The 21,304-nt window shown below is 59.7% G+C and carries 20 protein-coding genes; 14 read left to right on the top strand and 6 right to left on the bottom strand.

Annotated features, from left to right (window positions below):
* A partial coding sequence (locus H3028_RS19185) for a glyceraldehyde 3-phosphate dehydrogenase NAD-binding domain-containing protein (RefSeq protein ID WP_258237851.1) occupies nucleotides 1–476 on the bottom strand: 476 nt, incomplete at its 3' end.
* Between the two features lie 123 nt (nucleotides 477–599).
* On the opposite strand from H3028_RS19185, the gene edd reads away from it, so the two are divergent.
* The 10 genes from edd (at nucleotide 600) to H3028_RS19135 (ending at nucleotide 11,845) form a co-directional block, all read left to right on the top strand.
* Nucleotides 600–2,429, top strand: a complete 1,830-nt coding sequence (edd, locus tag H3028_RS19180; protein ID WP_181298820.1) for a phosphogluconate dehydratase — start codon at nucleotides 600–602, stop codon at nucleotides 2,427–2,429.
* Nucleotides 2,426–3,397: a glucokinase gene (locus tag H3028_RS19175; RefSeq protein WP_181298819.1), complete on the top strand. Its 972-nt coding sequence runs from the start codon at nucleotides 2,426–2,428 to the stop codon at nucleotides 3,395–3,397. Before edd ends, H3028_RS19175 begins: the two co-directional genes overlap by 4 nt.
* Nucleotides 3,398–3,433: 36 nt before the next feature.
* Nucleotides 3,434–4,168 carry a response regulator gene (locus tag H3028_RS19170; RefSeq protein WP_181298823.1) on the top strand — a complete coding sequence of 245 codons (735 nt, stop codon included), beginning with the start codon at nucleotides 3,434–3,436 and terminating at the stop codon, nucleotides 4,166–4,168.
* Complete coding sequence (locus tag H3028_RS19165; protein ID WP_181298818.1) at nucleotides 4,152–5,612, top strand: ATP-binding protein; 1,461 nt, start codon at nucleotides 4,152–4,154, stop codon at nucleotides 5,610–5,612. Before H3028_RS19170 ends, H3028_RS19165 begins: the two co-directional genes overlap by 17 nt.
* A gap of 161 nt (nucleotides 5,613–5,773) precedes the next feature.
* A complete protein-coding gene (locus H3028_RS19160) occupies nucleotides 5,774–7,024 on the top strand; it encodes an ABC transporter substrate-binding protein (protein ID WP_181298817.1) in 1,251 nt (416 codons plus the stop codon).
* A 164-nt stretch (nucleotides 7,025–7,188) separates the two neighbouring features.
* Nucleotides 7,189–8,097, top strand: a complete 909-nt coding sequence (locus H3028_RS19155; RefSeq protein ID WP_181298816.1) for a carbohydrate ABC transporter permease — start codon at nucleotides 7,189–7,191, stop codon at nucleotides 8,095–8,097.
* The gene (locus H3028_RS19150) at nucleotides 8,090–8,935 is read left to right on the top strand and encodes a carbohydrate ABC transporter permease (protein WP_181298815.1); all 846 of its coding nucleotides are present in this window, start codon (nucleotides 8,090–8,092) and stop codon (nucleotides 8,933–8,935) included. The genes H3028_RS19155 and H3028_RS19150 overlap by 8 nt, the downstream gene beginning before the upstream one ends.
* A gap of 9 nt (nucleotides 8,936–8,944) precedes the next feature.
* On the top strand, nucleotides 8,945–10,102 hold the full coding sequence (locus H3028_RS19145; protein WP_181298814.1) for an ABC transporter ATP-binding protein: 1,158 nt from the start codon (nucleotides 8,945–8,947) through the stop codon (nucleotides 10,100–10,102).
* A gap of 232 nt (nucleotides 10,103–10,334) precedes the next feature.
* Nucleotides 10,335–11,558, top strand: coding sequence for a carbohydrate porin (locus H3028_RS19140; RefSeq protein WP_181298813.1), 1,224 nt, complete (start codon nucleotides 10,335–10,337; stop codon nucleotides 11,556–11,558).
* Between the two features lie 95 nt (nucleotides 11,559–11,653).
* A complete protein-coding gene (locus H3028_RS19135; protein ID WP_181298812.1) occupies nucleotides 11,654–11,845 on the top strand; it encodes a DUF1289 domain-containing protein in 192 nt (63 codons plus the stop codon).
* Here the strand turns inward: H3028_RS19135 and H3028_RS19130 are convergent, their stop codons facing one another.
* Nucleotides 11,846–12,700: a MurR/RpiR family transcriptional regulator gene (locus H3028_RS19130; RefSeq protein WP_181298822.1), complete on the bottom strand. Its 855-nt coding sequence runs from the start codon at nucleotides 12,698–12,700 to the stop codon at nucleotides 11,846–11,848. It lies immediately after the preceding gene.
* Nucleotides 12,701–12,860: 160 nt separating this feature from the next.
* Here H3028_RS19130 and zwf point away from each other — a divergent pair, with 160 nt between their 5' ends.
* The 4 genes from zwf (at nucleotide 12,861) to rluB (ending at nucleotide 17,009) form a co-directional block, all read left to right on the top strand.
* Nucleotides 12,861–14,330 carry a glucose-6-phosphate dehydrogenase gene (zwf, locus tag H3028_RS19125; RefSeq protein WP_181298811.1) on the top strand — a complete coding sequence of 490 codons (1,470 nt, stop codon included), beginning with the start codon at nucleotides 12,861–12,863 and terminating at the stop codon, nucleotides 14,328–14,330.
* Complete coding sequence (gene pgl, locus H3028_RS19120; protein ID WP_181298810.1) at nucleotides 14,317–15,030, top strand: 6-phosphogluconolactonase; 714 nt, start codon at nucleotides 14,317–14,319, stop codon at nucleotides 15,028–15,030. Before zwf ends, pgl begins: the two co-directional genes overlap by 14 nt.
* 17 nt (nucleotides 15,031–15,047) lie before the next feature.
* The gene (locus tag H3028_RS19115; RefSeq protein ID WP_181298809.1) at nucleotides 15,048–15,704 is read left to right on the top strand and encodes a bifunctional 4-hydroxy-2-oxoglutarate aldolase/2-dehydro-3-deoxy-phosphogluconate aldolase; all 657 of its coding nucleotides are present in this window, start codon (nucleotides 15,048–15,050) and stop codon (nucleotides 15,702–15,704) included.
* A 171-nt stretch (nucleotides 15,705–15,875) separates the two neighbouring features.
* Nucleotides 15,876–17,009, top strand: coding sequence for a 23S rRNA pseudouridine(2605) synthase RluB (rluB, locus tag H3028_RS19110; protein WP_181298808.1), 1,134 nt, complete (start codon nucleotides 15,876–15,878; stop codon nucleotides 17,007–17,009).
* 459 nt (nucleotides 17,010–17,468) lie between these two features.
* Here rluB and H3028_RS19105 read toward each other — a convergent pair whose 3' ends face one another.
* The 4 genes from H3028_RS19105 to H3028_RS19090 all read right to left on the bottom strand — a co-directional run bounded on the left by H3028_RS19105 (nucleotide 17,469) and on the right by H3028_RS19090 (nucleotide 21,122).
* The gene (locus H3028_RS19105; protein WP_181298807.1) at nucleotides 17,469–18,209 is read right to left on the bottom strand and encodes a YciK family oxidoreductase; all 741 of its coding nucleotides are present in this window, start codon (nucleotides 18,207–18,209) and stop codon (nucleotides 17,469–17,471) included.
* A 76-nt stretch (nucleotides 18,210–18,285) separates the two neighbouring features.
* Complete coding sequence (gene mupP, locus H3028_RS19100) at nucleotides 18,286–18,954, bottom strand: N-acetylmuramic acid 6-phosphate phosphatase MupP (protein ID WP_181298806.1); 669 nt, start codon at nucleotides 18,952–18,954, stop codon at nucleotides 18,286–18,288.
* Nucleotides 18,954–19,652, bottom strand: coding sequence for a bifunctional 2-polyprenyl-6-hydroxyphenol methylase/3-demethylubiquinol 3-O-methyltransferase UbiG (gene ubiG / locus H3028_RS19095; RefSeq protein ID WP_181298805.1), 699 nt, complete (start codon nucleotides 19,650–19,652; stop codon nucleotides 18,954–18,956). Before ubiG ends, mupP begins: the two co-directional genes overlap by 1 nt.
* 138 nt (nucleotides 19,653–19,790) lie before the next feature.
* A complete protein-coding gene (locus tag H3028_RS19090) occupies nucleotides 19,791–21,122 on the bottom strand; it encodes a TRZ/ATZ family hydrolase (protein ID WP_181298821.1) in 1,332 nt (443 codons plus the stop codon).
* Nucleotides 21,123–21,304 lie beyond the last annotated feature (182 nt).

The raw sequence follows: 21,304 nt of genomic DNA, 5'->3' as shown, positions 1-21,304 counted from the left end.
AGGCAGTTGGTGGTGCAGGACGCGTTGGAGATGATCTGATGCGACTGGCGCAGGATGCCGTGATTGACTCCGTAGACGATGGTGGCATCGGCGCCGGACGCCGGAGCGGAAATGATGACCTTGTCGGCACCTGCTTCCAGGTGAGCGCTGGCTTTCTCGCGGGAGGTAAAGAGACCGGTACACTCGAAGACCACATCGACCTCGTGCTGGCGCCAGGGCAGTTCAGCCGGGTTGCGGATCGCACTCACCGCGATCGAATCTCCGTTGACCACCAGCCGGTCATCATTCACTTCGATTTTGGCATCGAAATGGCCATGGACGCTGTCGTACTGCAATAGATGAGCATTCATCGCCGAGCTGCCGAGGTCATTGATCGCCACGACCTGAAGATGCTCGCGGTAGCTCTGGCTGTACAGGGCGCGGAGGACATTGCGTCCGATACGGCCGAAGCCGTTGATGGCGATGCGAATAGTCATAAGAGGGTCCTGGGCGGAATTTGTTGTAGGAATCACAAGATTATTCCTGTCAAAATAGAAATCAAGCCCAGATACATGTTGTTTTGTTGGTAAAACTACAGATTCACGAGCAGGAGTGATGGCATGCACCCGCGGATTCAAGAAGTTACCGAACGTTTGATCGAGCGCAGCCGCCCGTCGCGGCAGCGCTACCTTGCCCAGATGGCTGGGGCGGCGAGTGATGGACCTCAGCGTGGCAAGTTGCAATGCGCCAACTTCGCTCACGGCGTGGCGGGCTGTGCGTCGTCCAGCGACAAGCAGAAGCTGCGCCTGATGAATGAGGCCAACGTCGCAATCGTCTCGGCGTACAACGACATGCTGTCGGCGCATCAGCCGTACGAGCATTTCCCGGACATTATCAAGCAGGCGCTGCGTGATGTCGGCTCGGTCGGGCAGTTCGCCGGCGGCGTCCCGGCTATGTGTGATGGCGTGACGCAAGGTGAGGCGGGAATGGAAATGAGCCTCGCCAGCCGCGAGGTGATTGCCATGGCGACGGCCATTGCGCTGTCACACAACATGTTTGACGCTGCGCTGTATCTAGGTATCTGCGACAAGATCATCCCGGGTCTGATGATTGGTGCCTTGCGTTTCGGTCACCTGCCGGCGGTGTTCGTGCCGGGCGGGCCGATGCCTTCAGGCATTCCAAACAAGCAAAAAGCCGAGGTTCGTCAGCGCTATGCCGAAGGCAAGGCCAGCCGCGAGGAGCTGCTGGAATCTGAGATGTTGTCCTATCACAGCCCCGGCACGTGCACCTTCTACGGCACGGCGAATACCAATCAGGTGGTGATGGAGATCATGGGGCTGCACTTGCCTGGATCTTCGTTCGTTAACCCGTACACACCGCTGCGTGACGAGCTGACCCGCGAGGCGGCGCGCCAGGTGACTCGTCTGACCCCTCAGTCCGGCAACTACCTGCCGCTGTGCAAGATCGTCGACGAGAAGGCGATCATCAACTCAGTGGTGGCGCTGAATGCCACAGGCGGTTCAACCAATCACACCTTGCATATCCCGGCCTTCGCCCAGGCAGCGGGTATTCAGCTGACCTGGCAGGATATGGCGGATATCTCCGCGGTAACGCCGACCTTGGCCAAGGTCTATCCCAACGGGCAGGCTGACGTGAACCATTTCCACGCCTGCGGCGGCGTGCCATTCATGGTGCGCACGCTGCTTGATGCCGGACTGTTGCACGAAGACGTCTACACCGTCATGGGGCATGGTCTCAGGCAGTACACCCAGGAGCCCTTTATTGAAGAGGGTCAATTGATCTGGCGGGAAGGTCCGGAAGGCAGTCTCGACGAGGCGATTCTGCGCCCGACCGAGCGACCGTTCTCGCCCGAAGGCGGCCTGCGTGTGCTGGACGGTAACCTCGGTCGCGGTGTAACCAAAATCTCGGCGGTCGCGCCCGAACACCGTGTGGTCGAGGCCCCGGCGCGGGTGTTCAGCGATCAGACCGAACTGGCGCAAGCATTCAAGAAAGGCGAGCTGGAGAAGGACTTCGTCGCCGTGGTGCGCTTCCAAGGGCCGAAGGCCAACGGCATGCCAGAACTGCACAAGCTGACACCGTTCCTCGGTGTGTTGCAGGACCGTGGCTACAAGGTGGCGCTGGTCACCGACGGGCGTATGTCTGGCGCGTCGGGCAAGGTGCCGGCGGCGATCCACGTCAGCCCCGAGGCGCTCGATGGCGGCCCGCTGTGCCGAGTGCGCGATGGTGACATCATTCGTGTCGATGGCGAGACAGGTGAACTGCGCGTGCTGGTCGATCAGGCAGAGTTCGACAGTCGTGAGCGGGTGATGGCGCCGAGTGACCTAGGAATTGGTTGCGGCCGGGAGCTGTTCGGCTTTCTGCGTTCGGCGTTCAGTCCGGCGGAGAAGGGCGCCAGCGTGTTCACCGAGGAGCTGGAGGCGCTCAAGTGACGGCACTGGTAGGCGATATCGGTGGGACCAACGCTCGCTTTGCTTTGTGGCGCGATCAGCAAATCGAATCGGTGCGGGTGCTGCCGACCATGGAGTATCCACGTCCGGAAGACGCCATTCGTGCCTATCTTCGGGGAGTTGGGCAAAGCGTCGAGGCGCTACAAGCAGTTTGCCTGGCCTGTGCCGGACCGGTGTGCGGCGATGAGTTCGCCTTCACCAACAATCACTGGCGCCTCAGCCGCAACACCTTCTGCCAGGACCTTGGACTGAGCGATCTGCTGCTGATCAATGACTTCACCGCCATGGCGCTTGGCATGACCCGTCTGCGCGAGGGGGAGCTGATTGAGGTCTGTTCCGGAAAATCCGAAGCCGGGCGGGCACGCCTGGTGATCGGGCCTGGCACCGGACTGGGCGTCGCCACGTTGTTGCCTCTGGAAAACGGCGGATGGCGAGCATTGCCAGGTGAAGGCGGACATGTTTGCCTGCCGATTGGCACGGCCCGGGAAGCCGCATTGTGGGCCCACTTGCATCAGAAACTCGGTCATGTAAATGCCGAGGCGATCCTCAGCGGTGGTGGTCTTCTCGAGCTCTATCGAACCTGCTGCGCGCTCGATCAGCAGCCTCCACGATTTACGACGCCGGCCGAAGTGACCGCAGCCGCCTTGGCAGACGATGCCTACGCCGTGGCAGTGCTGGAGCAATTTTGCATCTGGCTGGGTCGGATCGCGGGTGACAACGTGCTGACAACCGGCGCGCAGGGCGGTGTCTATATTGCCGGTGGGATGGTGCCGCGTTTCGCCGAGTTCTTCGTAAAAAGCGGTTTTCGCCAGAGTTTCCGCGACAAGGGCTGCATGAGTCGGTATTTTGACGACGTTCCGGTATGGGTCGTGACGGCGGAGTACCCTGGGCTGGAAGGCGCAGGCATCGCTTTGCAGCAACTGCTGGAGGGCGCGTCTGGCGGGCACTGACCTGTTTTGAAAAAAGAACAAGAGAAGGGATGCCAGGTGAACCAGGCTGGAAGATCGATTCTGCTGGTCGACGACGACCAGGAAATTCGCGAGCTGCTCGACGCCTACCTCAGTCGGTCCGGTTTCCAGGTGCGAACCGTGGGCGACGGTGCGCAATTTCGCGAGGCCATGGGCAGTGATCCGGCGGATCTGGTGATCCTCGACGTGATGCTGCCCGACGAAGATGGCTTCAGTCTCTGCCGCTGGGTACGCGGCCATCAACGTCTGGCGCAGATGCCAATCATCATGCTGACTGCCAGCTCGGACGAGGCTGACCGGGTCATTGGCCTGGAGCTGGGCGCGGATGATTACCTGGGAAAACCCTTCAGCCCCCGTGAATTGCTGGCCCGGATCAAGGCGCTGCTGCGCCGCGTCAACTTCGGTCAGGAACGCACCAGTGATGTGCTGGCGTTCGATGAGTGGCGGCTGGATATGGTCAGCCACCGGCTGTTTCATCAGGATGGCGAGGAGGTGCTCTTGTCCGGCGCCGATTTCGCGCTCCTCAAGCTGTTTCTCGATCATCCGCAGCAGATACTCGACCGCGACACCATCGCCAACGCTACCCGCGGTCGCGAAGTGATGCCGCTCGAGCGCATCGTCGATATGGCCGTCAGCCGTCTGCGTCAGCGACTACGTGATACCGGTAAGTGCCCTCGTTTAATCCGTACCGTGCGCGGCAGCGGTTACCTGCTGGCTGCCCAGGTTGCGCCACATCATGACGCGCTCGGCTAAGCGCCGTTGGTTGCCGGTGCCGCACTCGCTGCTCGGCCGGATGCTCTTTCTGACCCTGCTGGTGGTGCTGCTGGCGCAGGCGCTGTCGAGCTTCATCTGGGTATCACAGCTGCGCGCGAGCCAGATGGAAGGGCTGCTGACCAGCGCTCGCAGCCTGGCGCATTCGATGGCTGCCAGTGTCAGTTATTTCCGCTCGCTGCCGCTGGGTTATCGCCCGCTGGTGCTCGATCAGCTGCGCAGCATGGGCGGTACGCGCTTTTTCGTATCGTTGAACGACAAACCCTTGGAGATGCAGATTCTGCCGCCGACCGAGCGCAAACAGGCAGTCCTGGCGGAAGTGGACGAGGTGCTGCGTGAGCGCCTCGGCAACGACGCAGACATGTCGGTGAATTTCGTCAGTCCCGACGATCTGCGCATCTTCAATGGCGGGCTGAAGCTCGACGAACTGCCGCGATCCTGGGCCCACTACGCGCTGAGTCTGGAACCGCTGAATCCACCCGTGCTGGTGACGCAGATCCAGATTGCCCCGGGCGAGTGGCTCTATCTTGCATCGTTGATGCCGGCCCCCTACGTCAGCCTGGAAGACGACGGCATCCCGACCCAGCAGCTCTGGTTCATCTTTCTCACCACCAGCTTTCTGTTGTTGTTCATCGGCATCCTTGTGCACTGGCAGAGCCGTCCGCTCAAGCAGTTGGCGCAAGCGGCGCGCGAAATGTCGCTGGGTAGCGAAGTGGAGTTGCTGCCCGAAGCGGGCGGCAGTGAGGTCGTCGAGGTTAGCCGGGCGTTTAACAGCATGCGTGAGCGCATCGGGCGCTACCTGACCGAGCGCAGCCAGTTGTTCAGCGCGATCTCCCACGATTTGCGCACCCCGATCACCCGGCTCCGCCTGCGGGTGGAGCTGCTTGAAGATGAGGCCCTGCAGAACAAGTTCAGCCGTGATCTCGATGAACTGGAGCTGCTGGTCAAAGGCGCGTTGCAATGTGTCAAGGACACCGACATCCACGAAAACATCGAGCCGCTGGATCTGAACGTGTTGCTCGATTGTGTCACCGAGCCATACCTGGCGCCTGCGGGCAACGGCCGTGTAACGGTTCAGGGCAAGCCCGTCGCGCCCTACGCCGGCAAGCCGCTCGCGCTCCGGCGCTGTATCGGCAATCTGCTGGATAACGCCCTGAAGTACGGCGAGCGAGCGCATCTACACATTGTCGATGATGGCGAAACGTTCGTGCTTCACGTCGATGACGAAGGGCCTGGAGTGCCGCAGGCGTGGCTGCAGCAGGTCTTTGAACCGAACTTTCGTCTGGCGGCGAAGCAGCCCGGATACGGCCTCGGTCTCGGTATCGCCCGCAACATCGCACATGCCCATGGCGGCGAGATCAGCCTGCGCAATCTACCCGAAGGTGGTCTGCGGGTGACCTTGAGTCTGCCGCGCCATGCAGGGTGAGGCCACCTGCCATTCTCGGGCTCGTTACAGAGGCGCTCGCTTTGTAACGAGACGGTGACCATTTGCTATCCCTTCGTTACCTGCCGCGCCGACTGGCGCGCCTAAAATCGATGCAACGCAAGCAGAGACTTGCATCGATAACAAAAACAAAAGGAAGACCAATGAACACGATTCATCGTCTGGTTACCGCAGTTTCCCTTGCCTCCCTCGTTCCGTTCGCTCACGGCGGTGAGGTCGAAGTCCTGCATTGGTGGACATCGGGCGGCGAAAAGCGTGCTGCCGATACGCTGCAGCGGCTCGTCGAAGAGCAGGGACACACCTGGAAAGATTTCGCCGTAGCTGGCGGCGGTGGCGAGGCCGCGATGACGGTTCTGAAAACACGCGCTGTATCCGGCAACGCGCCTGCCGCTGCCCAGATCAAGGGGCCGGATATTCAGGAATGGGGCGAGCTGGGCCTACTGACTGATCTCAATGACGTAGCCGAAGAAGCCAAGTGGGACGAGCTGCTGCCCAAGCAGGTATCCGCCGCGATGAAATACGACGGCGATTACGTCGCCGTGCCGGTCAATGTGCACCGGGTCAACTGGTTGTGGATCAACCCGGACGTCTTCGAGAAAGCCGGTGCGAAGCCGCCGCAAAGCCTCGACGAATTCTTCACCGCCGCGGATAAGCTTAAGGCCGCTGGCTTCATGCCGCTGGCCCACGGCGGTCAGCCCTGGCAGGACGGCACCGTGTTCGAAGATTTGGCGTTAGCCATCCTCGGGCCGGAGGATTTTCGCAAGGCATTCGTCGACCTCGATCGTGATGTGCTGACCGGCGAAAAGATGGTCGAGGCGTTCGCTGCTCTGAAAAAGTTGCGTGGGTATGTCGACAACAACGCTGCGGGCCGCGACTGGAACAGCGCGACCGCTATGGTGATGAACGGCAAGGCCGGTATGCAGATCATGGGTGACTGGGCCAAGAGCGAATGGAGCGCGGCCAACAAGATTGCGGGTGACGACTATCAATGCCTTCCCTTCCCCGGAACTCAGGGCAGCTTTGCTTACAACATCGACTCGTTGGCCATGTTCAAACTCAGCAAGGACGAGGATCGCCAGGCTCAGAAGGATCTGGCGCGAACCGTGCTGGAGCCTGAATTTCAACAGTTCTTCAACCAGAATAAGGGCTCGATTCCGGTGCGGCTCGATCAGGATATGACCGAATTCGACGTCTGTGCCCAGCAATCGATGGAGGACTTCAAGTCCGCGGCGCAAGGCGCGGGACTGGTGCCAAGCCTGGCCCATGGCATGGCTGCATCGAGCTACGTTCAGGGCGCTGTTTTCGACGTGGTCACCAATTTCTTCAACGACCCTTCTGCCGACCCGAAAAAGGCGGCGCAGCAATTGGCTGCGGCGATCCAGGCGGTTCAGTAGCGCGTTTGGGCCGCTGTCCTCGGCGGCCCTTTTTTATCTCGAACAGCCGATGCCGATACATCGGCTCCAGCGGCCAGTCCACGAACTGGCCGTGACGGGCGAGTCGCGCCTGCTAATAACGATTGGAGCTGCGTTAGGGGTCTTGTATGTCCACGGAGCCAAGCATGAGCTCAACTGCCGTCTTCACTAAAACGTCACCGCTGGATGCGTTGCAGAACTGGCTGCCCAAGCTGATGCTGGCGCCGAGCATGCTGATCGTCCTGGTCGGTTTCTACGGTTACATCTTCTGGACGTTCCTGCTTTCTTTTACCAACTCGCGCTTCATGCCCAGCTACAAATGGGTCGGGCTGCTGCAATACGAGCGCCTCTGGAACAACGACCGCTGGTGGGTCGCGAGCAAGAATCTGCTGGTGTTCGGCAGCTTGTTCATCGCCATCAGTCTTGTCATTGGCGTACTGCTGGCGGTGCTGCTGGATCAGCGTATCCGCCGCGAAGGCTTCATCCGCACCGTTTATCTGTACCCCATGGCGCTGTCGATGATTGTCACCGGTACGGCCTGGAAGTGGCTGCTGAATCCGGGACTCGGTATCGACAAAATGCTCCGTGACTGGGGCTGGGAAGGGTTTCGCTTCGACTGGCTGGTCGATCCTGATCGCGTCGTTTATTGCTTGGTGATCGCCGCGGTATGGCAGGCCTCGGGATTCGTCATGGCGTTATTTCTGGCGGGATTGCGTGGTGTCGATCAGTCCATCGTGCGGGCTGCGCAGATCGACGGTGCAAGCCTGCCGAGCATCTACCTGCGGATCATCCTGCCGAGTCTACGCCCCGTGTTTTTCAGCGCGTTGATGATCCTCGCGCACATTGCGATCAAGGCCTTCGACCTGGTGGCTGCGATGACCGCCGGTGGGCCGGGGTACGCCTCGGATCTGCCAGCAATGTTCATGTACGCCCACACCTTTACCCGTGGCCAGATGGGGCTCGGTGCCGCCAGTGCGATTCTCATGCTCGGCGCGGTGATGGCGATCGTCGTGCCCTATCTCTACTCGGAATTGAGGAACAAGCGCCATGACTAGCCTTGTAGGACGCAAGCGCCTGACGTTCAGCCGGGTTGCGATCTACGCGACGCTGTTGGCCGCGGTCGCGATGTATCTGGTGCCGTTGGTGGTCATGCTGCTGACCAGCTTCAAGACGCCCGAAGACATCCGCACCGGCAACCTGCTGTCCTGGCCGGATGTGATGACGGTGATCGGCTGGATCAAGGCTTGGGACGCGGTGGGTGGTTACTTCTGGAACTCGGTAAAGATCACTGTGCCGGCTGTCATCATTTCCACGCTACTCGGTGCGCTAAACGGCTATGTATTGGCCATGTGGCGCTTTCGGGGTTCGCAGCTGTTCTTCGGGCTGCTGCTATTCGGCTGCTTCCTGCCGTTCCAGGTCATTCTGCTACCGGCATCCTTTACCCTTGGCCAGCTCGGCCTGGCCAACACTACGCCGGGGCTGGTGCTGGTACATCTGGTCTACGGCCTGGCCTTCACCACGCTGTTCTTCCGCAACTTCTACGTCAGCGTGCCGGACGCCTTGATTCGCGCCGCGCGGCTCGATGGGGCAGGGTTCTTCACGATCTTCGCGAAGATTCTGCTGCCCATGTCGATCCCGACCATCATGGTCTGCCTGATCTGGCAGTTCACCCAGATATGGAACGACTTTCTGTTCGGCGTGGTGTTCGCCAGCGGCGATACCCAGCCAATCACCGTGGCGCTGAACAACCTGGTCAACACCAGCACGGGCGCCAAGGAATACAACGTCGATATGGCTGCGGCGATGATCGCTGGGCTGCCAACGCTGGTGGTGTACATCCTCGCCGGCAAATATTTCCTGCGCGGGCTCACAGCCGGCGCGGTCAAGGGTTAGGAGAAGACCATGGCTGCACTTGAACTCTGCAACGTCCGCAAGAGCTACCCGGGCAGTGCCCATGACACCCTGAAGGACATCGATCTGAAGATCGACGACGGAGAGTTCCTGATTCTCGTCGGACCTTCCGGTTGCGGAAAATCCACGCTGATGAATTGCATCGCCGGGCTCGAAGAAATCACCGGCGGGGAGATCCGTGTCGATGGCGCTGATATCAGTGCCGCCAGTCCCAAGGATCGGGACATCGCCATGGTGTTTCAGTCCTACGCGCTGTACCCGACCATGACCGTGCAGGAAAACATCGCCTTTGGGCTGAAGATGCGCAAAGTGCCGGCCGCCAAGATCCAGGAAGAGGTCTCCCGAGTCGCCCAGTTGCTGCAGATTGAGCACCTGCTGGGGCGCAAGCCGTCGCAACTGTCCGGTGGCCAGCAGCAGCGTGTGGCCATGGGACGAGCGCTGGCGCGGCGCCCGCAGATTTACCTGTTCGACGAGCCGTTATCGAATCTCGACGCCAAATTACGAGTGGAGATGCGCACCGAAATCAAACTGATGCACCAACGGCTGAAGACTACGACGGTCTACGTTACTCACGATCAGATCGAGGCGATGACCCTGGGCGACAAGGTTGCGGTAATGAAGGACGGCATCGTCCAGCAATTCGGCACGCCGAAAGACATCTACAACAATCCGGCCAACCTCTTCGTGGCGAGCTTTATCGGTTCGCCACCGATGAACTTCATACCGCTGCGCCTGAGCAAACAGGTTGGCGGTTGGCATGCCTTGCTCGATAGCGGTCAAGACCGCTGCGAGCTGCCGCTTAATCTCGCGCACGGCGAGTCGCTGGAGGGGCGTGAAGTGATGCTAGGCATTCGTCCCGAGCAGATCGGCATCGGTACCGATGCCGATTTGCCGTCGCTGCGAGCCGAGGTGCAGGTCATCGAGCCCACCGGGCCGGACACCATGATTTTCGTCAGCCTCAACCAGACCAAGGTGTGTTGTCGCCTAGCGCCGGACGCCGCACCCAATCCCGGCCAGACGCTGACGCTGCAGTTCGAGCCGGACAAGGTCCTGCTATTCGACGCTCAGACCGGCGAGCGACTGGGTGTCGCGCCCGGTAATGGTTCGGCGGGGCGTAACGGCACGGTGACGCGGCTGGTTGCCCGTTGATTGGCGGTCTTGGCTTTGAGTGGAAAAAAGGCCCGGTGGCGTGGCGTCTGCGTACCGGCGTCGAGCTTGTTTGAATGTTATTGATGGTCTGGTTTCAGCGGCTGCGGCGAACGCCGCTGGCCGCGAAAAGACGAGCCGCAGCATGCATGGCGCTGCGTGCGGGTCGTAAAGGAGAGCCTTCACCGGCTCGATCCAACGGCAGTAACAACAATAAGAGCTAATTGGAGCGGATATGAAAAAAACCACACGCCTGGGCCTCGCGGCATCGCTGGCGAGCCTTGCCATGCCATTCACCGTTCAGGCATTGGATTTCAATGGTTACGTGCGCAGCGGCGTAGGCGAGTCAAGCGGAAGCGCTTCGCAAGCCTGTTTCCAGTTGCCGGGAGCCCCTTCTAAGTTCCGTCTCGGCAACGAGTGCGAGCAGTACGCGGAGCTGGGCTTGCGCCACGACTTGTTTACGCTGAGCGATGGTTCGGTGGTGAGCCTTGAGGGCATGGCGGCGCTCTACAATGAGTACGATCACACACCGAAATTCACCGGTGACCACGGTTGGGCGCGCATGGTCCAGGCCTATGCCGAGTGGAGCAAGGTACCGGTGCTTAACGGTGGCTCGTTGTGGGCAGGGCGGCGCTTCTACAAGCGGAACGATATCCATATCTCCGACTTCTATTACTGGAACCAGAGCGCCACTGGGGCCGGCATTGAGGACATGGAAATCGGCGGGCTGAAATACAGCTATGCGTTCTCACGCAAGGACAACGTTTTCCAGGAAAACTACATCAATCGCCACGACTTCAACGTCGGCGGCTTTGACAGCAACCCCGGCGGCGAGCTGGAATTCGGGGTCAGCTATATCGACGAGCCGGATCGTGACAACGCTAACAGTGGCTGGGCTGTTACCGCCCAGCACAAGCAGATCGGCTTCCTTGGCGGCAGCAATACCTTCGCTGTCCAGTATGGTGAAGGCCCGGGTACCGGCCTCGGCTATACCGGCGACGTGACTTTGGGCAGCAGCGACACGAGCTGGCGAATTGTCGAGTACTTCGATTGGCAGGTCACGCCGCGTTTCGGTGGCCAGATCCAGGCGGTGTATCAGAAAGACAAACGCCAGGATGGCGGTGATCAGGATTGGATCTCGGTAGGGGTACGCCCAGTCTATGCGCTGACCGAGCAGTTCAAGCTGGTCGCTGAGGTCGGACATGACCAGATCGACGCACCGGAAGGCACCCGCAAATTAGCCAAGTTCACTGTGGCGCCGACTTGGTCGCCGGCAGGTCCAGAGTTCTGGGCGCGTCCGGAGGTGCGCCTGTACTACACCTACGCTCAGTGGAACGACGCGGCTCAGGACGCGGCAAACCTGATGGCAGCCGGCAGTGCGCTGTCTGACACCGGTGCTTTCGGTGGCGACCAGCATGGCTCGAACTTCGGCGTGCAGGTGGAGTATTGGTGGGACTGATCGAGCTCATAGCTTAGTTTCGCTAGAACCTCGGGGCGAAGAGGGCCTCTACTTAGCCAAGGCGGTAGGGTCCTCAAGCTGAACCGGAGGTGGTTTTGGGCGATAAAGCAAAGAACCCGTGCATCAGCATCTGCAAGCTCAAGGGCGATGTCTGTATCGGCTGCGGACGTAGCCGGGATGAAATGAAGGACTGGAAGCGCATGAAGAATAAGGAGCGCAAGGCGGTCAACGAGTTGGCCGCCTTGCGGCTCAAGGCCCTGGGCAAGGCCAGGAAGAGAAAGAAGTGATCAGCTTTCTTCGTTCGGATAGCGAGTCGCCATCAGGCTTTCCTTGATTTTGCGCAGGTGCGGCTGGAAGTCGACACCACGGCGCAGAGTGACGCCAGCGGCGAGCACATCGAGCACTGTCAGCTGGATGATCCGTGAGGTCATCGGCATATAGATATCGGTGTCTTCGGGCAGGGGTATGTCCAGACTCAGCGTGCAGACCCTGGCCAGTGGAGAATCCGCGGCGGTAAGTCCCAGCACCGAAGCCCCGTTGTCGCGCGCCACCGTCGCCGCCTCCACTAATTCGCGGGTGCGCCCGGTATAGGAGATGATCACGAACAGATCGCCGGTGTGTGCAACCGATGCGAGCATCCGCTGCATGAGCACGTCGCTGTGGGCGGTGACCGGCAGGTTGAAACGAAAAAACTTGTGCTGGGCATCCAGCGCGACCGATGCAGAAGCGCCAAGGCCGAAAAAATGAATTTGCCGTGCCTGAATCATCAGGTCCACAGCATGACTGATCACCTGTGGATCGATGGCCTGGCAGGCGCTATCGAGCGAAGCAATGGCGCTGCCGAAGATTTTCCGGGTGTACGCCTCGGGGCCGTCATCGGCCTCGACGGCGCGACTAACATAGGCCGCCCCACTGGCCAGACTCTGGGCCAGCTGTATTTTGAGAACGGGATAACCGGCAGCACCAAATGAGCGGCAGAAGCGATTGACTGTCGGTTCGCTGACCTTGGCTGCCTGCGCCAACGCCGCGATGCTGTAGCGGGTAGCCTGCTGCGGGTCGCTCAGTATCACTTCCGCGACTTTCTTTTCCGCTTTATTCAGCTCGTCGAGCCGATTTTTTATCTGTTCCAAGAGATTTTTCATGCGATCCATGTCTCTTCTTTCAAGGGCCTGCGTCCGCGGCGGTCGTTGACAGCCGGTTTGGGACGTAAAAAATCGGATATGTTGTTTTAATAACAACATTATGTGCTTAAACTGCGCAAACAAATCTGTCACGCAGCCTAATTTGGTTAGTATTTAAAATATGCCTGCTATCACCGTTGACGCGACTTCCTTTGCTTTGTTCGGCGCCCTGGGCGATCTGGCGCTGCGCAAGCTGTTCCCCGCACTTTACCAGCTGGATCGAGCGGGACTCCTCAATAGCGATACACGCATATTGGCGCTTTCGCGCGATAAGGGAGAGCCTTCTGCTCACCTGGACCGGATCGACCAAGCGTTGCGCCGGTATATACCCGCCGCTCAGTTGGATGAAGCGGCGCTTGCGCGGTTTCAGGCGCGGCTGGAGTACCTGACCATGGACTTCCGCAACGCAGAAGATTACGCGGCTCTGGCAGAGACGGTGTCGCCCGAGATGCCGCTGATTGCTTATTTCGCCACGCCTGCCTCGGTTTACGGATCGATTTGTGAGCACCTTGCGGCGGTGCGACTGGCCGAGCAGACACGCGTCGTGTTGGAAAAACCGATTGGCCACGATCTTGAGTCTTCCCGGCTCGTCAATGACGCGGTCGCCCAGTATTTCCCCGAGACGCGGATTTACCGGATAGACCACTATCTTGGCAAGGAGACGGTGCAAAACCTGATCGCGCTGCGCTTCGCCAATAGCCTGTTCGAGACGCAGTGGAATCAACACCATATTTCGCATGTTGAGATAACCGTTGCCGAGACCGTCGGCATCGAAGGGCGCTGGGGGTATTTCGATCAGGCTGGTCAGCTGCGCGACATGATCCAGAATCATCTGCTGCAGCTGTTGTGCCTGATCGCGATGGACCCACCGAGCGACCTCACCGCCGACAGCATTCGCGACGAGAAGGTCAAAGTGCTCAAGGCGCTGGCACCGATCACGCCGGAGCGTCTCGGTCAGCAAGTGGTACGCGGCCAATACGTGGCCGGGTCGGTCGGTGGCAAGGCTGTTCCTGGGTATCTGGAGGAAGAGAATTCCAACGCTGAAAGCAGCACCGAGACGTTCGTCGCGCTACGTGCCGACATCTGCAACTGGCGCTGGTCAGGTGTGCCGTTTTATTTGCGGACCGGCAAGCGCATGGCAGAGAAGGTCTCGCAGATCGTCATCCATTTCAAAGAACCGCCGTTTTATATTTTCGCGCCTGAACAGCGTTCGCTGATCAGTAACCGGCTGATCATTCGCTTGCAGCCGGATGAGGGCATCTCGTTGCAGGTGATGACCAAGGAGCAGGGGCTCGACAAGGGCATGCACCTTCGCAGTGGGCCGTTGCAGCTGAACTTTTCCGAGACCTACAAAAGCTCGCGTATTCCCGATGCCTATGAACGCCTGCTGCTCGAGGTGATGCAGGGCAATCAGAACCTGTTCGTGCGCAAGGATGAAATCGAATACGCCTGGAAATGGTGTGATCAGCTTATCGATGGCTGGTCACGCCTCGGCGACGCGCCGAAAGCCTATCCGGCCGGATCCTGGGGGCCGGTCGCGTCTATTGCCCTGATTACACGTGATGGGAGGTCCTGGTATGGCGATCTCTGAACTTGAGTTGCCGTCAGACGTGGTCGCGCATAGCCTGCCAGACCCGGGCCAGTTGGCCGAGGCGCTGGCTGATCGCGTCGCCGAGGCGCTGAGCTATGCCATTACCACCCATGGCCGAGCGAGTTTGGTGGTATCTGGCGGGCGCAGTCCGATCGCCTTTCTTGAAGCGTTATCGACGCGCCAGCTGGACTGGGCGAGGGTGCAAGTGAGCCTTGCTGACGAGCGCTGGGTAGATGTCAATGACCCCGACAGCAATGAAGGCCTGGTGCGCCGTCATTTGTTACAAAGCGCTGCGGTCGATGCGCAACTGCTTGGCCTTTACCAGCCCGCCGAAACACTGGCACAGGCAGCTGAGTTGGCGAACCAGCGGCTGGGAGGCCTCAGCCAGCCAATCGACGTGCTGGTGCTCGGCATGGGTAACGACGGCCACACCGCTTCGTTGTTCCCGAACAGCCCACTGCTGGTGCAGGGGCTCGCCAATGACGGGACTGCTCGTTGCCTACCGATGCTGGCGCCCACGCCTCCTGAGCAGCGCATCAGCATGACCTATTCATTGCTGGCGTCCGCCCGGGTCCAGTGCCTGGCGATTCAGGGCTCGGCCAAGTTGGAAACCCTGCGTCAGGCAATGCAGCTCGACCCGTTGCAGATGCCCATTCGCGCATTCTTACATTCTCCGTTAGAGATCTATTGGTGCCCGTGAGGCCCGAGGACTTTTCCATGACCATGGACCAGAAAAACGCACTGATCGAAAAGATCTGTACCGAAGCTCGTATCCTTCCCGTCATCACCATAGGCAGCGAAGACCAGATCCTGCCGTTAGCTGATGCGCTTGCCGCTGGTGGGCTGACGGCCCTGGAAATCACGTTGCGCTCAGCACACGGTCTCACCGCGATCCGTCGCTTGCGCAAAGAGCGGCCTGAGCTCTGTGTCGGCGCCGGTACGGTGCTCGACAAGCGCATGATGGACGAGGTCGAGGCGGCGGGCGCGCAGTTCATTGTCTCGCCGGGCTGCACGGACGAGCTGTTGCGAGCCGGCGTGAACAGTTCGGTGCCGTTGTTGGCCGGCATCAGTAACGCATCCGACATCATGCGCGGCTACGCACTCGGCTACCGGCGCTTCAAGCTGTTTCCTGCTGAGGTGTGTGGGGGCGTTGCGGCTATCAAGGCCCTCGGTGGCCCGTTTGCCGATGTGCGTTTCTGCCCGACCGGTGGGGTCAACGCCGGCAATGCGGCGCAATATTTGGCGCTCCCTAACGTGATGTGTGTTGGCGGCACCTGGATGATCGACGGCGCGGCACTCAAGAACGGCAACTGGGCCAGCATTCAGCAAGCCACGGCTGATGCGTTGGCAGTGCTGGACCAGCGTCGAGCATAAAAACACTGCGCGCCGCGCTCGCACGGTTCAGGCTGCTAACCTGTCTAGGGCCTGTTCCGGTTTTATCGCAAGCCGCGAACAAAACCGGAGCAGGCCTTAGTGCTTTGGCGGACCGGTCCGCGTATAGTGCGCGGCCTTTCTATCGGAACTGCCACACCGGGAGGTGCTCAGATGACCGAACACGAAGATACAACCCCTCATATTGCCCACGGCGAAAAGCTACAGAAGGTTTTGGCCCGTATTGGCCTGGCCTCGCGCCGCGACGTGGAAAACTGGATTGCCGCGGGCCGGGTCAAGGTCAACGGCGCCGTCGCAACCCTCGGCCAACGTGTCGATCTGCATGATGCGATCGCTGTCGACGGCCGACTGCTCAAGCGCGAAGAAGCCGCTGAAGTGGTCCGCCGCGTGTTGATCTACAACAAGCCGGATGGCGAGATTTGCACCCGTGATGATCCTGAGGGCCGCCCGACGGTCTTCGATCGTTTGCCTCGCCCAAAAGAGGGACGGTGGATCAACATCGGCCGGCTCGATATCAACACCACCGGCCTACTGCTGTTCACCACCGATGGTGAGCTGGCCAACCGCCTGATGCATCCTTCTTACGAGATGGATCGTGAATACGCAGTGCGAGTACGTGGCGAGGTCGACGATGAAATGATCGAGCGGCTGAAAACCGGCGTCATGCTCGAAGACGGACCGGCACGTTTCACCGATATCCAGCAAGCGCCCGGTGGTGAAGGCTTCAACCACTGGTATCACTGCGTGGTGATGGAAGGCCGTAACCGTGAGGTGCGCCGTCTTTGGGAATCGCAGGGGCTCGTCGTCAGCCGACTGAAGCGTGTACGGTTCGGGCCGGTATTCATGACTTCGGACTTGCCGATGGGGCGCTGGCGCGAGATGTCCCAGAGCGAAGTCGACATCCTCAGCGAGGAGGTCGGTCTCAAGTCGGTGGCATTGCCTGGCATGAAGGCAAAGACCAAGGACAAGCTCGACCGTATGCAGCGCAAGGTGGCCAAGCCTATCGGGCGCGGCGAGCGTCGCCCGCGGGTGCTTCGTTCGGCTCATGAAGCGGACGTGCCAAACGGTGGCAACAAAGGCCGTCGCTCGCACGACGATCAGCCCGCGCGCAAGCCGCGTGATGCCGATGAGCGCAGCAAACCAGGTCGCGGCACACCAGTGGCAGAGCGGCCGAGCACTGTCGGTCGTAACCGTGGCAAGCCATTGCCGGCCAAGCGCAGCGGTCCGCCAGCGTCCGACGGGCAGCGTCCCGGTTTCGGGCGCGGTGACCGCTCCAAGCGCCCCTGAAGGTAGAGCGTGAGAGGATCAAAGAGGGCGAGGCCGTAATGGCTTCGCCCTTTTTAATTGCTCATCTCATGGGACTGCACGTTATACCGAGGCGACAGGCGTCCGGTTGCGACCGTCGCGTTTGGCTTGGTATAGCGTCCGATCTGCCGGGGGCAGCAGGTCTTCGCGGGATTCGCATGGCTGATAGGTGGCGTTGCCGAGGCTGGCGGCACCGAACCTCCTTTTTTCAGACGAGAAAGCACAGATTCCGAATGGCCGCTCTGATGCACTCGACTCTGACAGCTGCGGCCCCGAGACCAGCCTTCCCTAATTGACGGTGGAGGCTGGTGTCGACGTGACGGTATGAAGGGCGCGCAACGGAATCAGATCGCAGACTTCGTTTGAAGCGGCAGATTGATACCAATTGGCAGGTCTACCGTCGCGGACGGCAGGCAAATCGGAACTTTTGAAGCATGCAGCTTACTGGGCATCTAACGCTTGTCCGTTAATAGCTGCACTGTCCGGACCCATTAGATAGAGATAGACCGGCATGATATCTGCCGGTAGCGGATTGTTCGCTGGGTTCTCGCCGGGGTAGGCTTTTGCGCGCATGTCCGTACGTGTCGCCCCAGGGTTGATGCTGTTGCTGCGTACCGGGGCGCTACCGTCAAGCTCGTCTGCCAATACCTGCATCAGGCCTTCGGTTGCGAACTTCGATACGGCGTAGGCGCCCCAGTAGGCGCGGCCTTTCCGCCCGACGCTGCTCGATGTGAAAACCACCGAGGCGTCATTGGATAGCTTGAGCAGGGGTAGCAGCGTACTGGTGAGCATAAAAGCTGCGTTGACGTTCACTTGCATAACGCGCATGAAGTTATCGCCAGACAATTGCTCGATAGGCGTGCGCGGACCAACGATACCTGCGTTATGTAACACCCCGTCCAACCGTCCAAATTCACGCTCGACGGTTGCTGCAAGCTCGTCGTATTGATGCGGCAGCGCTGTTTCCAGATTGAACGGAATCACCGCTGGTTGAGGCCAGCCGGCAGCTTCAATCTCGTCATATACCCTGTTGAGGTTGTCCTCGTTTTTGCCCAATAGCAACACAGTTGCACCGTGCGCTGCGTAGGCTTTGGCTGCGGCTTCGCCAATTCCACGGCCTGCACCGGTGACCATGATGATCCGACTATTAAGCAGGTCGGGGCGGGCTGAGTACTCGAACATCTAAAGCCTCATATTGCAAAGCGTGGGCAGTAACCCACCAATGGTTATCGTAAAGAGTGGCAAATGCCGGGTTCAGCTATTTCAAGCTGCTCGAATCCAGCAAGGCTCGCAATTCAAGGGGGTGATCGATGACCAAATCTGCGCCCCAGGTATCTGGATTGTCATCCGGATGGATGTATCCATAGCGCACCGCCGCCGTTCGGCTGCCAGCTGCACGCCCCGATTCGATATCGCGCAGGTCATCGCCTACGAACAGCACAGTCGACGGATCGAGGTCCAGCTGGCTGCAAGCCAACAGCATCGGTTCCGGATCGGGTTTGCTTTTACTGACGTGATCGGGGCAGACCAGCACGGCAGAGCGCGATGCGAGACCCAGCTGATGCATGATCGGCTCGGCGAAACGCAACGGTTTGTTAGTGACCACGCCCCAGATCAGGTTCGCCTTCTCGATTTCGGCCAGTAGTTCCGCCATGCCGTCATACAGTTGGCTTTCAACCGCGCAATGGCGCTGATAACGGTCCAGGAATTCCAGGCGCAGCGTTTCGAATTCTTCGGACAGAGGGTCGACGTCGAACGCGCTGAGCACCATCGCCCGAGCTCCCCCGGAAACGACGTCGCGTACTTGCTGGTCCGGAACGCGATCAAGGCCGCGGGCCAGGCGCATGGCCTGAGCCACAGCGATGAAATCCGGAGCGGTATCCAGAAGCGTACCGTCCATATCGAACAACACTGCTCGCAGACGCATCAGGCCTCCCGACGCGTCTGGATCATGTAGTTGACATCCACGTCCGGTGACAGCTTGTAATGTTTCGTCAGTGGGTTATATGTCAGGCCGATAATGTCGTTGACCGCAAGCCCGACCTCTCGGCTCCAGCTGCCGAGTTCCGACGGGCGAATGAACTTGCGATAGTCGTGGGTACCGCGCGGCAACAGTTGCAGAAGATACTCTGCGCCAACGATGGCGAACGCATAGGCCTTCGGGTTGCGGTTGATAGTAGAGAAAAATACCTGCCCGCCAGGCTTCACCATCTTGTAGCAAGCGCGGATGACGGACGCGGGGTCGGGCACGTGCTCAAGCATCTCCAGGCAGGTCACGACATCGAACTGCTCCGGGGACTGTTCGGCCAGCGCCTCGGCAGTGATCTGCCGATAGTCGATTTCCAGCCCGGACTCGAGCAAATGCAGCCGAGCAACGGACAGAGGGGCTTCGCCCATGTCGATACCGGTCACCGTAGCACCACGCTGGGCCATGGCCTCACTGAGGATTCCGCCGCCGCAGCCCACGTCCAAAACTTTCTTGCCAGCCAACGAAACGTGCTCGTCGATCCAGTTGACCCGGAGCGGATTGATCTCATGCAGGGGCTTGAACTCGCTTTCGCGGTCCCACCAGCGATGGGCGAGGGCTTCGAATTTGGCTATTTCGGCGTGGTCGACGTTGCTCATGATCTGTTCCGTTTGAAAGCTTGAGGGAGAAGCTTGGGCCGCAAATGCTTAGTTTGCCAGCTTCTATCAGGTGAGGGCGCTCTGGTGGAGCGCTTCGTATACGTCAGTTTGTCGCGGAGGGCAGATACAGGTGACTGCTCAATGCTTGGAGCGGATCTTTTCACCCCATTCCTTGGCAGTGGCGATGAGGCTCTCCTCATCCATACGGGTTAGACGACGATCATCAAGCAGCTGCTTACCGCCTACCCACACATGACGTACACAATCACGGCCGCTGGAGTAGATGAGCTGCGAAACAGGATCATAGACGGGCTGCTGCGCCAGACGCGATAAATCAAATGCGACCATGTCTGCAAACTTGCCGACCTCCAGCGAGCCGGTGTGGTCGTCCAGCCCAAGTGCACGTGCACCGTTGAGCGTAGCCATGCGCAGAGCACGATGGGCATCGAGCGCGGTAGCCGAGCTGGCCACGGCTTTTGCAAGCAGTGCGGCGGTTCGGGTTTCGCCCAGTAAATCGAGATCGTTGTTGCTGGCTGCGCCATCGGTTCCTATGGCGACATTGACGCCAGCTTCCCACAAGCGCTCGACGGGACAAAATCCGCTCGCCAACTTCAAATTGGATTCAGGGCAATGAATTACGCTGCAGTTGTGCTCGACCAGTAGGGCGATGTCTTCGTCACATACCTGCGTCATATGAACGGCCTGGAATCGGGGGCCTAGAAGCTGCAGACGAGCCAAGCGGGCCAATGGGCGCTCGCCATGCTTGCTCAGCGCTTCCTCAACTTCGTGCGCCGTTTCGTGAACATGCATATGAACGCCAATATCCATTTCCGCGACGAGTGTACGAATGCTCTCCAGCTTATCGTCGGCTACGGAATACGGAGCATGCGGCCCGAAGGCAATGCTCAGCCGTGGATGGTGTTTGAGGTCGTCGAATAATGCGACGCCTTTGCGAAGCGCTTCATCGGCATCCCGAGCGCCTGGAATAGGAAAGTCTAGAACCGGAATCGTTATCTGCGCCCTGATCCCATGCTTATGCACAAGCTGACTGACTATCTCTGGGAAGAAGTACATATCCGAGAAGCAGGTGATGCCACTCTGTAGCTGCTCTGCGATTGCCAGCTCGCTACCGGCCTTTACGAACGCTTCATCGACCCACCTGCTTTCCGCCGGCCAAATATGCTCACGCAGCCAAGTCATCAGCGGCAAGTCGTCAGCCAGCCCGCGAAACAAGGTCATGGCTGCGTGACCGTGTGCATTGATGAGTCCCGGTGCTAGAAGCATTCCGGTGAGATCCCGTGTTTCTCGGGCAGGGTAACTGACAGCTTCCTCGCGGGGGGCTATGAGTACGATGCGTCCATCGCGAACGCCTAGCGCATGGTTTTTCAGTACGACACCGGCCGGCTCGACTGGAACGAGCCAGGTAGGTAGCAGTAAAAGATCGAGCGGATCGGCAGGCGTATGCGACATGTAGGTCATCGGGCTGATCAAGGGGGCGCCAGTGTAAAGCCTGACGAACCTAGTTTGAAGGAAGCCGGCGGAAACTCTAAGCCAAAAGATCTAGCAGGGCCTATATATAAGGAGGCTTACCAACCGCAATGTTCCACGTTCGGATATTGCCTGCAAACAACCGTTGACGTGTAATTGTGAGG

The organism is Pseudomonas sp. Q2-TVG4-2 (assembly GCF_013620795.1).
Taxonomy (GTDB): Bacteria; Pseudomonadota; Gammaproteobacteria; order Pseudomonadales; family Pseudomonadaceae; genus Stutzerimonas.
This window is presented reverse-complemented; position numbering and strand designations above follow the sequence as displayed.

What these genes read in the sequence shown, in the direction of transcription:
- H3028_RS19150 (WP_181298815.1), top strand. Translation starts at nt 8,090, where the DNA reads ATGACTAGCCTTGTAGGACGCAAGCGCCTGACGTTCAGCCGGGTTGCG.
- mupP (WP_181298806.1), bottom strand. Translation starts at nt 18,954, where the DNA reads ATGCGTCTGCGAGCAGTGTTGTTCGATATGGACGGTACGCTTCTGGAT.
- H3028_RS19115 (WP_181298809.1), top strand. Translation starts at nt 15,048, where the DNA reads ATGACCATGGACCAGAAAAACGCACTGATCGAAAAGATCTGTACCGAA.
- ubiG (WP_181298805.1), bottom strand. Translation starts at nt 19,652, where the DNA reads ATGAGCAACGTCGACCACGCCGAAATAGCCAAATTCGAAGCCCTCGCC.
- zwf (WP_181298811.1), top strand. Translation starts at nt 12,861, where the DNA reads ATGCCTGCTATCACCGTTGACGCGACTTCCTTTGCTTTGTTCGGCGCC.
- pgl (WP_181298810.1), top strand. Translation starts at nt 14,317, where the DNA reads ATGGCGATCTCTGAACTTGAGTTGCCGTCAGACGTGGTCGCGCATAGC.
- H3028_RS19140 (WP_181298813.1), top strand. Translation starts at nt 10,335, where the DNA reads ATGAAAAAAACCACACGCCTGGGCCTCGCGGCATCGCTGGCGAGCCTT.
- H3028_RS19105 (WP_181298807.1), bottom strand. Translation starts at nt 18,209, where the DNA reads ATGTTCGAGTACTCAGCCCGCCCCGACCTGCTTAATAGTCGGATCATC.
- H3028_RS19145 (WP_181298814.1), top strand. Translation starts at nt 8,945, where the DNA reads ATGGCTGCACTTGAACTCTGCAACGTCCGCAAGAGCTACCCGGGCAGT.
- H3028_RS19090 (WP_181298821.1), bottom strand. Translation starts at nt 21,122, where the DNA reads ATGTCGCATACGCCTGCCGATCCGCTCGATCTTTTACTGCTACCTACC.
- rluB (WP_181298808.1), top strand. Translation starts at nt 15,876, where the DNA reads ATGACCGAACACGAAGATACAACCCCTCATATTGCCCACGGCGAAAAG.
- H3028_RS19160 (WP_181298817.1), top strand. Translation starts at nt 5,774, where the DNA reads ATGAACACGATTCATCGTCTGGTTACCGCAGTTTCCCTTGCCTCCCTC.
- H3028_RS19130 (WP_181298822.1), bottom strand. Translation starts at nt 12,700, where the DNA reads ATGAAAAATCTCTTGGAACAGATAAAAAATCGGCTCGACGAGCTGAAT.
- H3028_RS19165 (WP_181298818.1), top strand. Translation starts at nt 4,152, where the DNA reads ATGACGCGCTCGGCTAAGCGCCGTTGGTTGCCGGTGCCGCACTCGCTG.
- edd (WP_181298820.1), top strand. Translation starts at nt 600, where the DNA reads ATGCACCCGCGGATTCAAGAAGTTACCGAACGTTTGATCGAGCGCAGC.
- H3028_RS19155 (WP_181298816.1), top strand. Translation starts at nt 7,189, where the DNA reads ATGAGCTCAACTGCCGTCTTCACTAAAACGTCACCGCTGGATGCGTTG.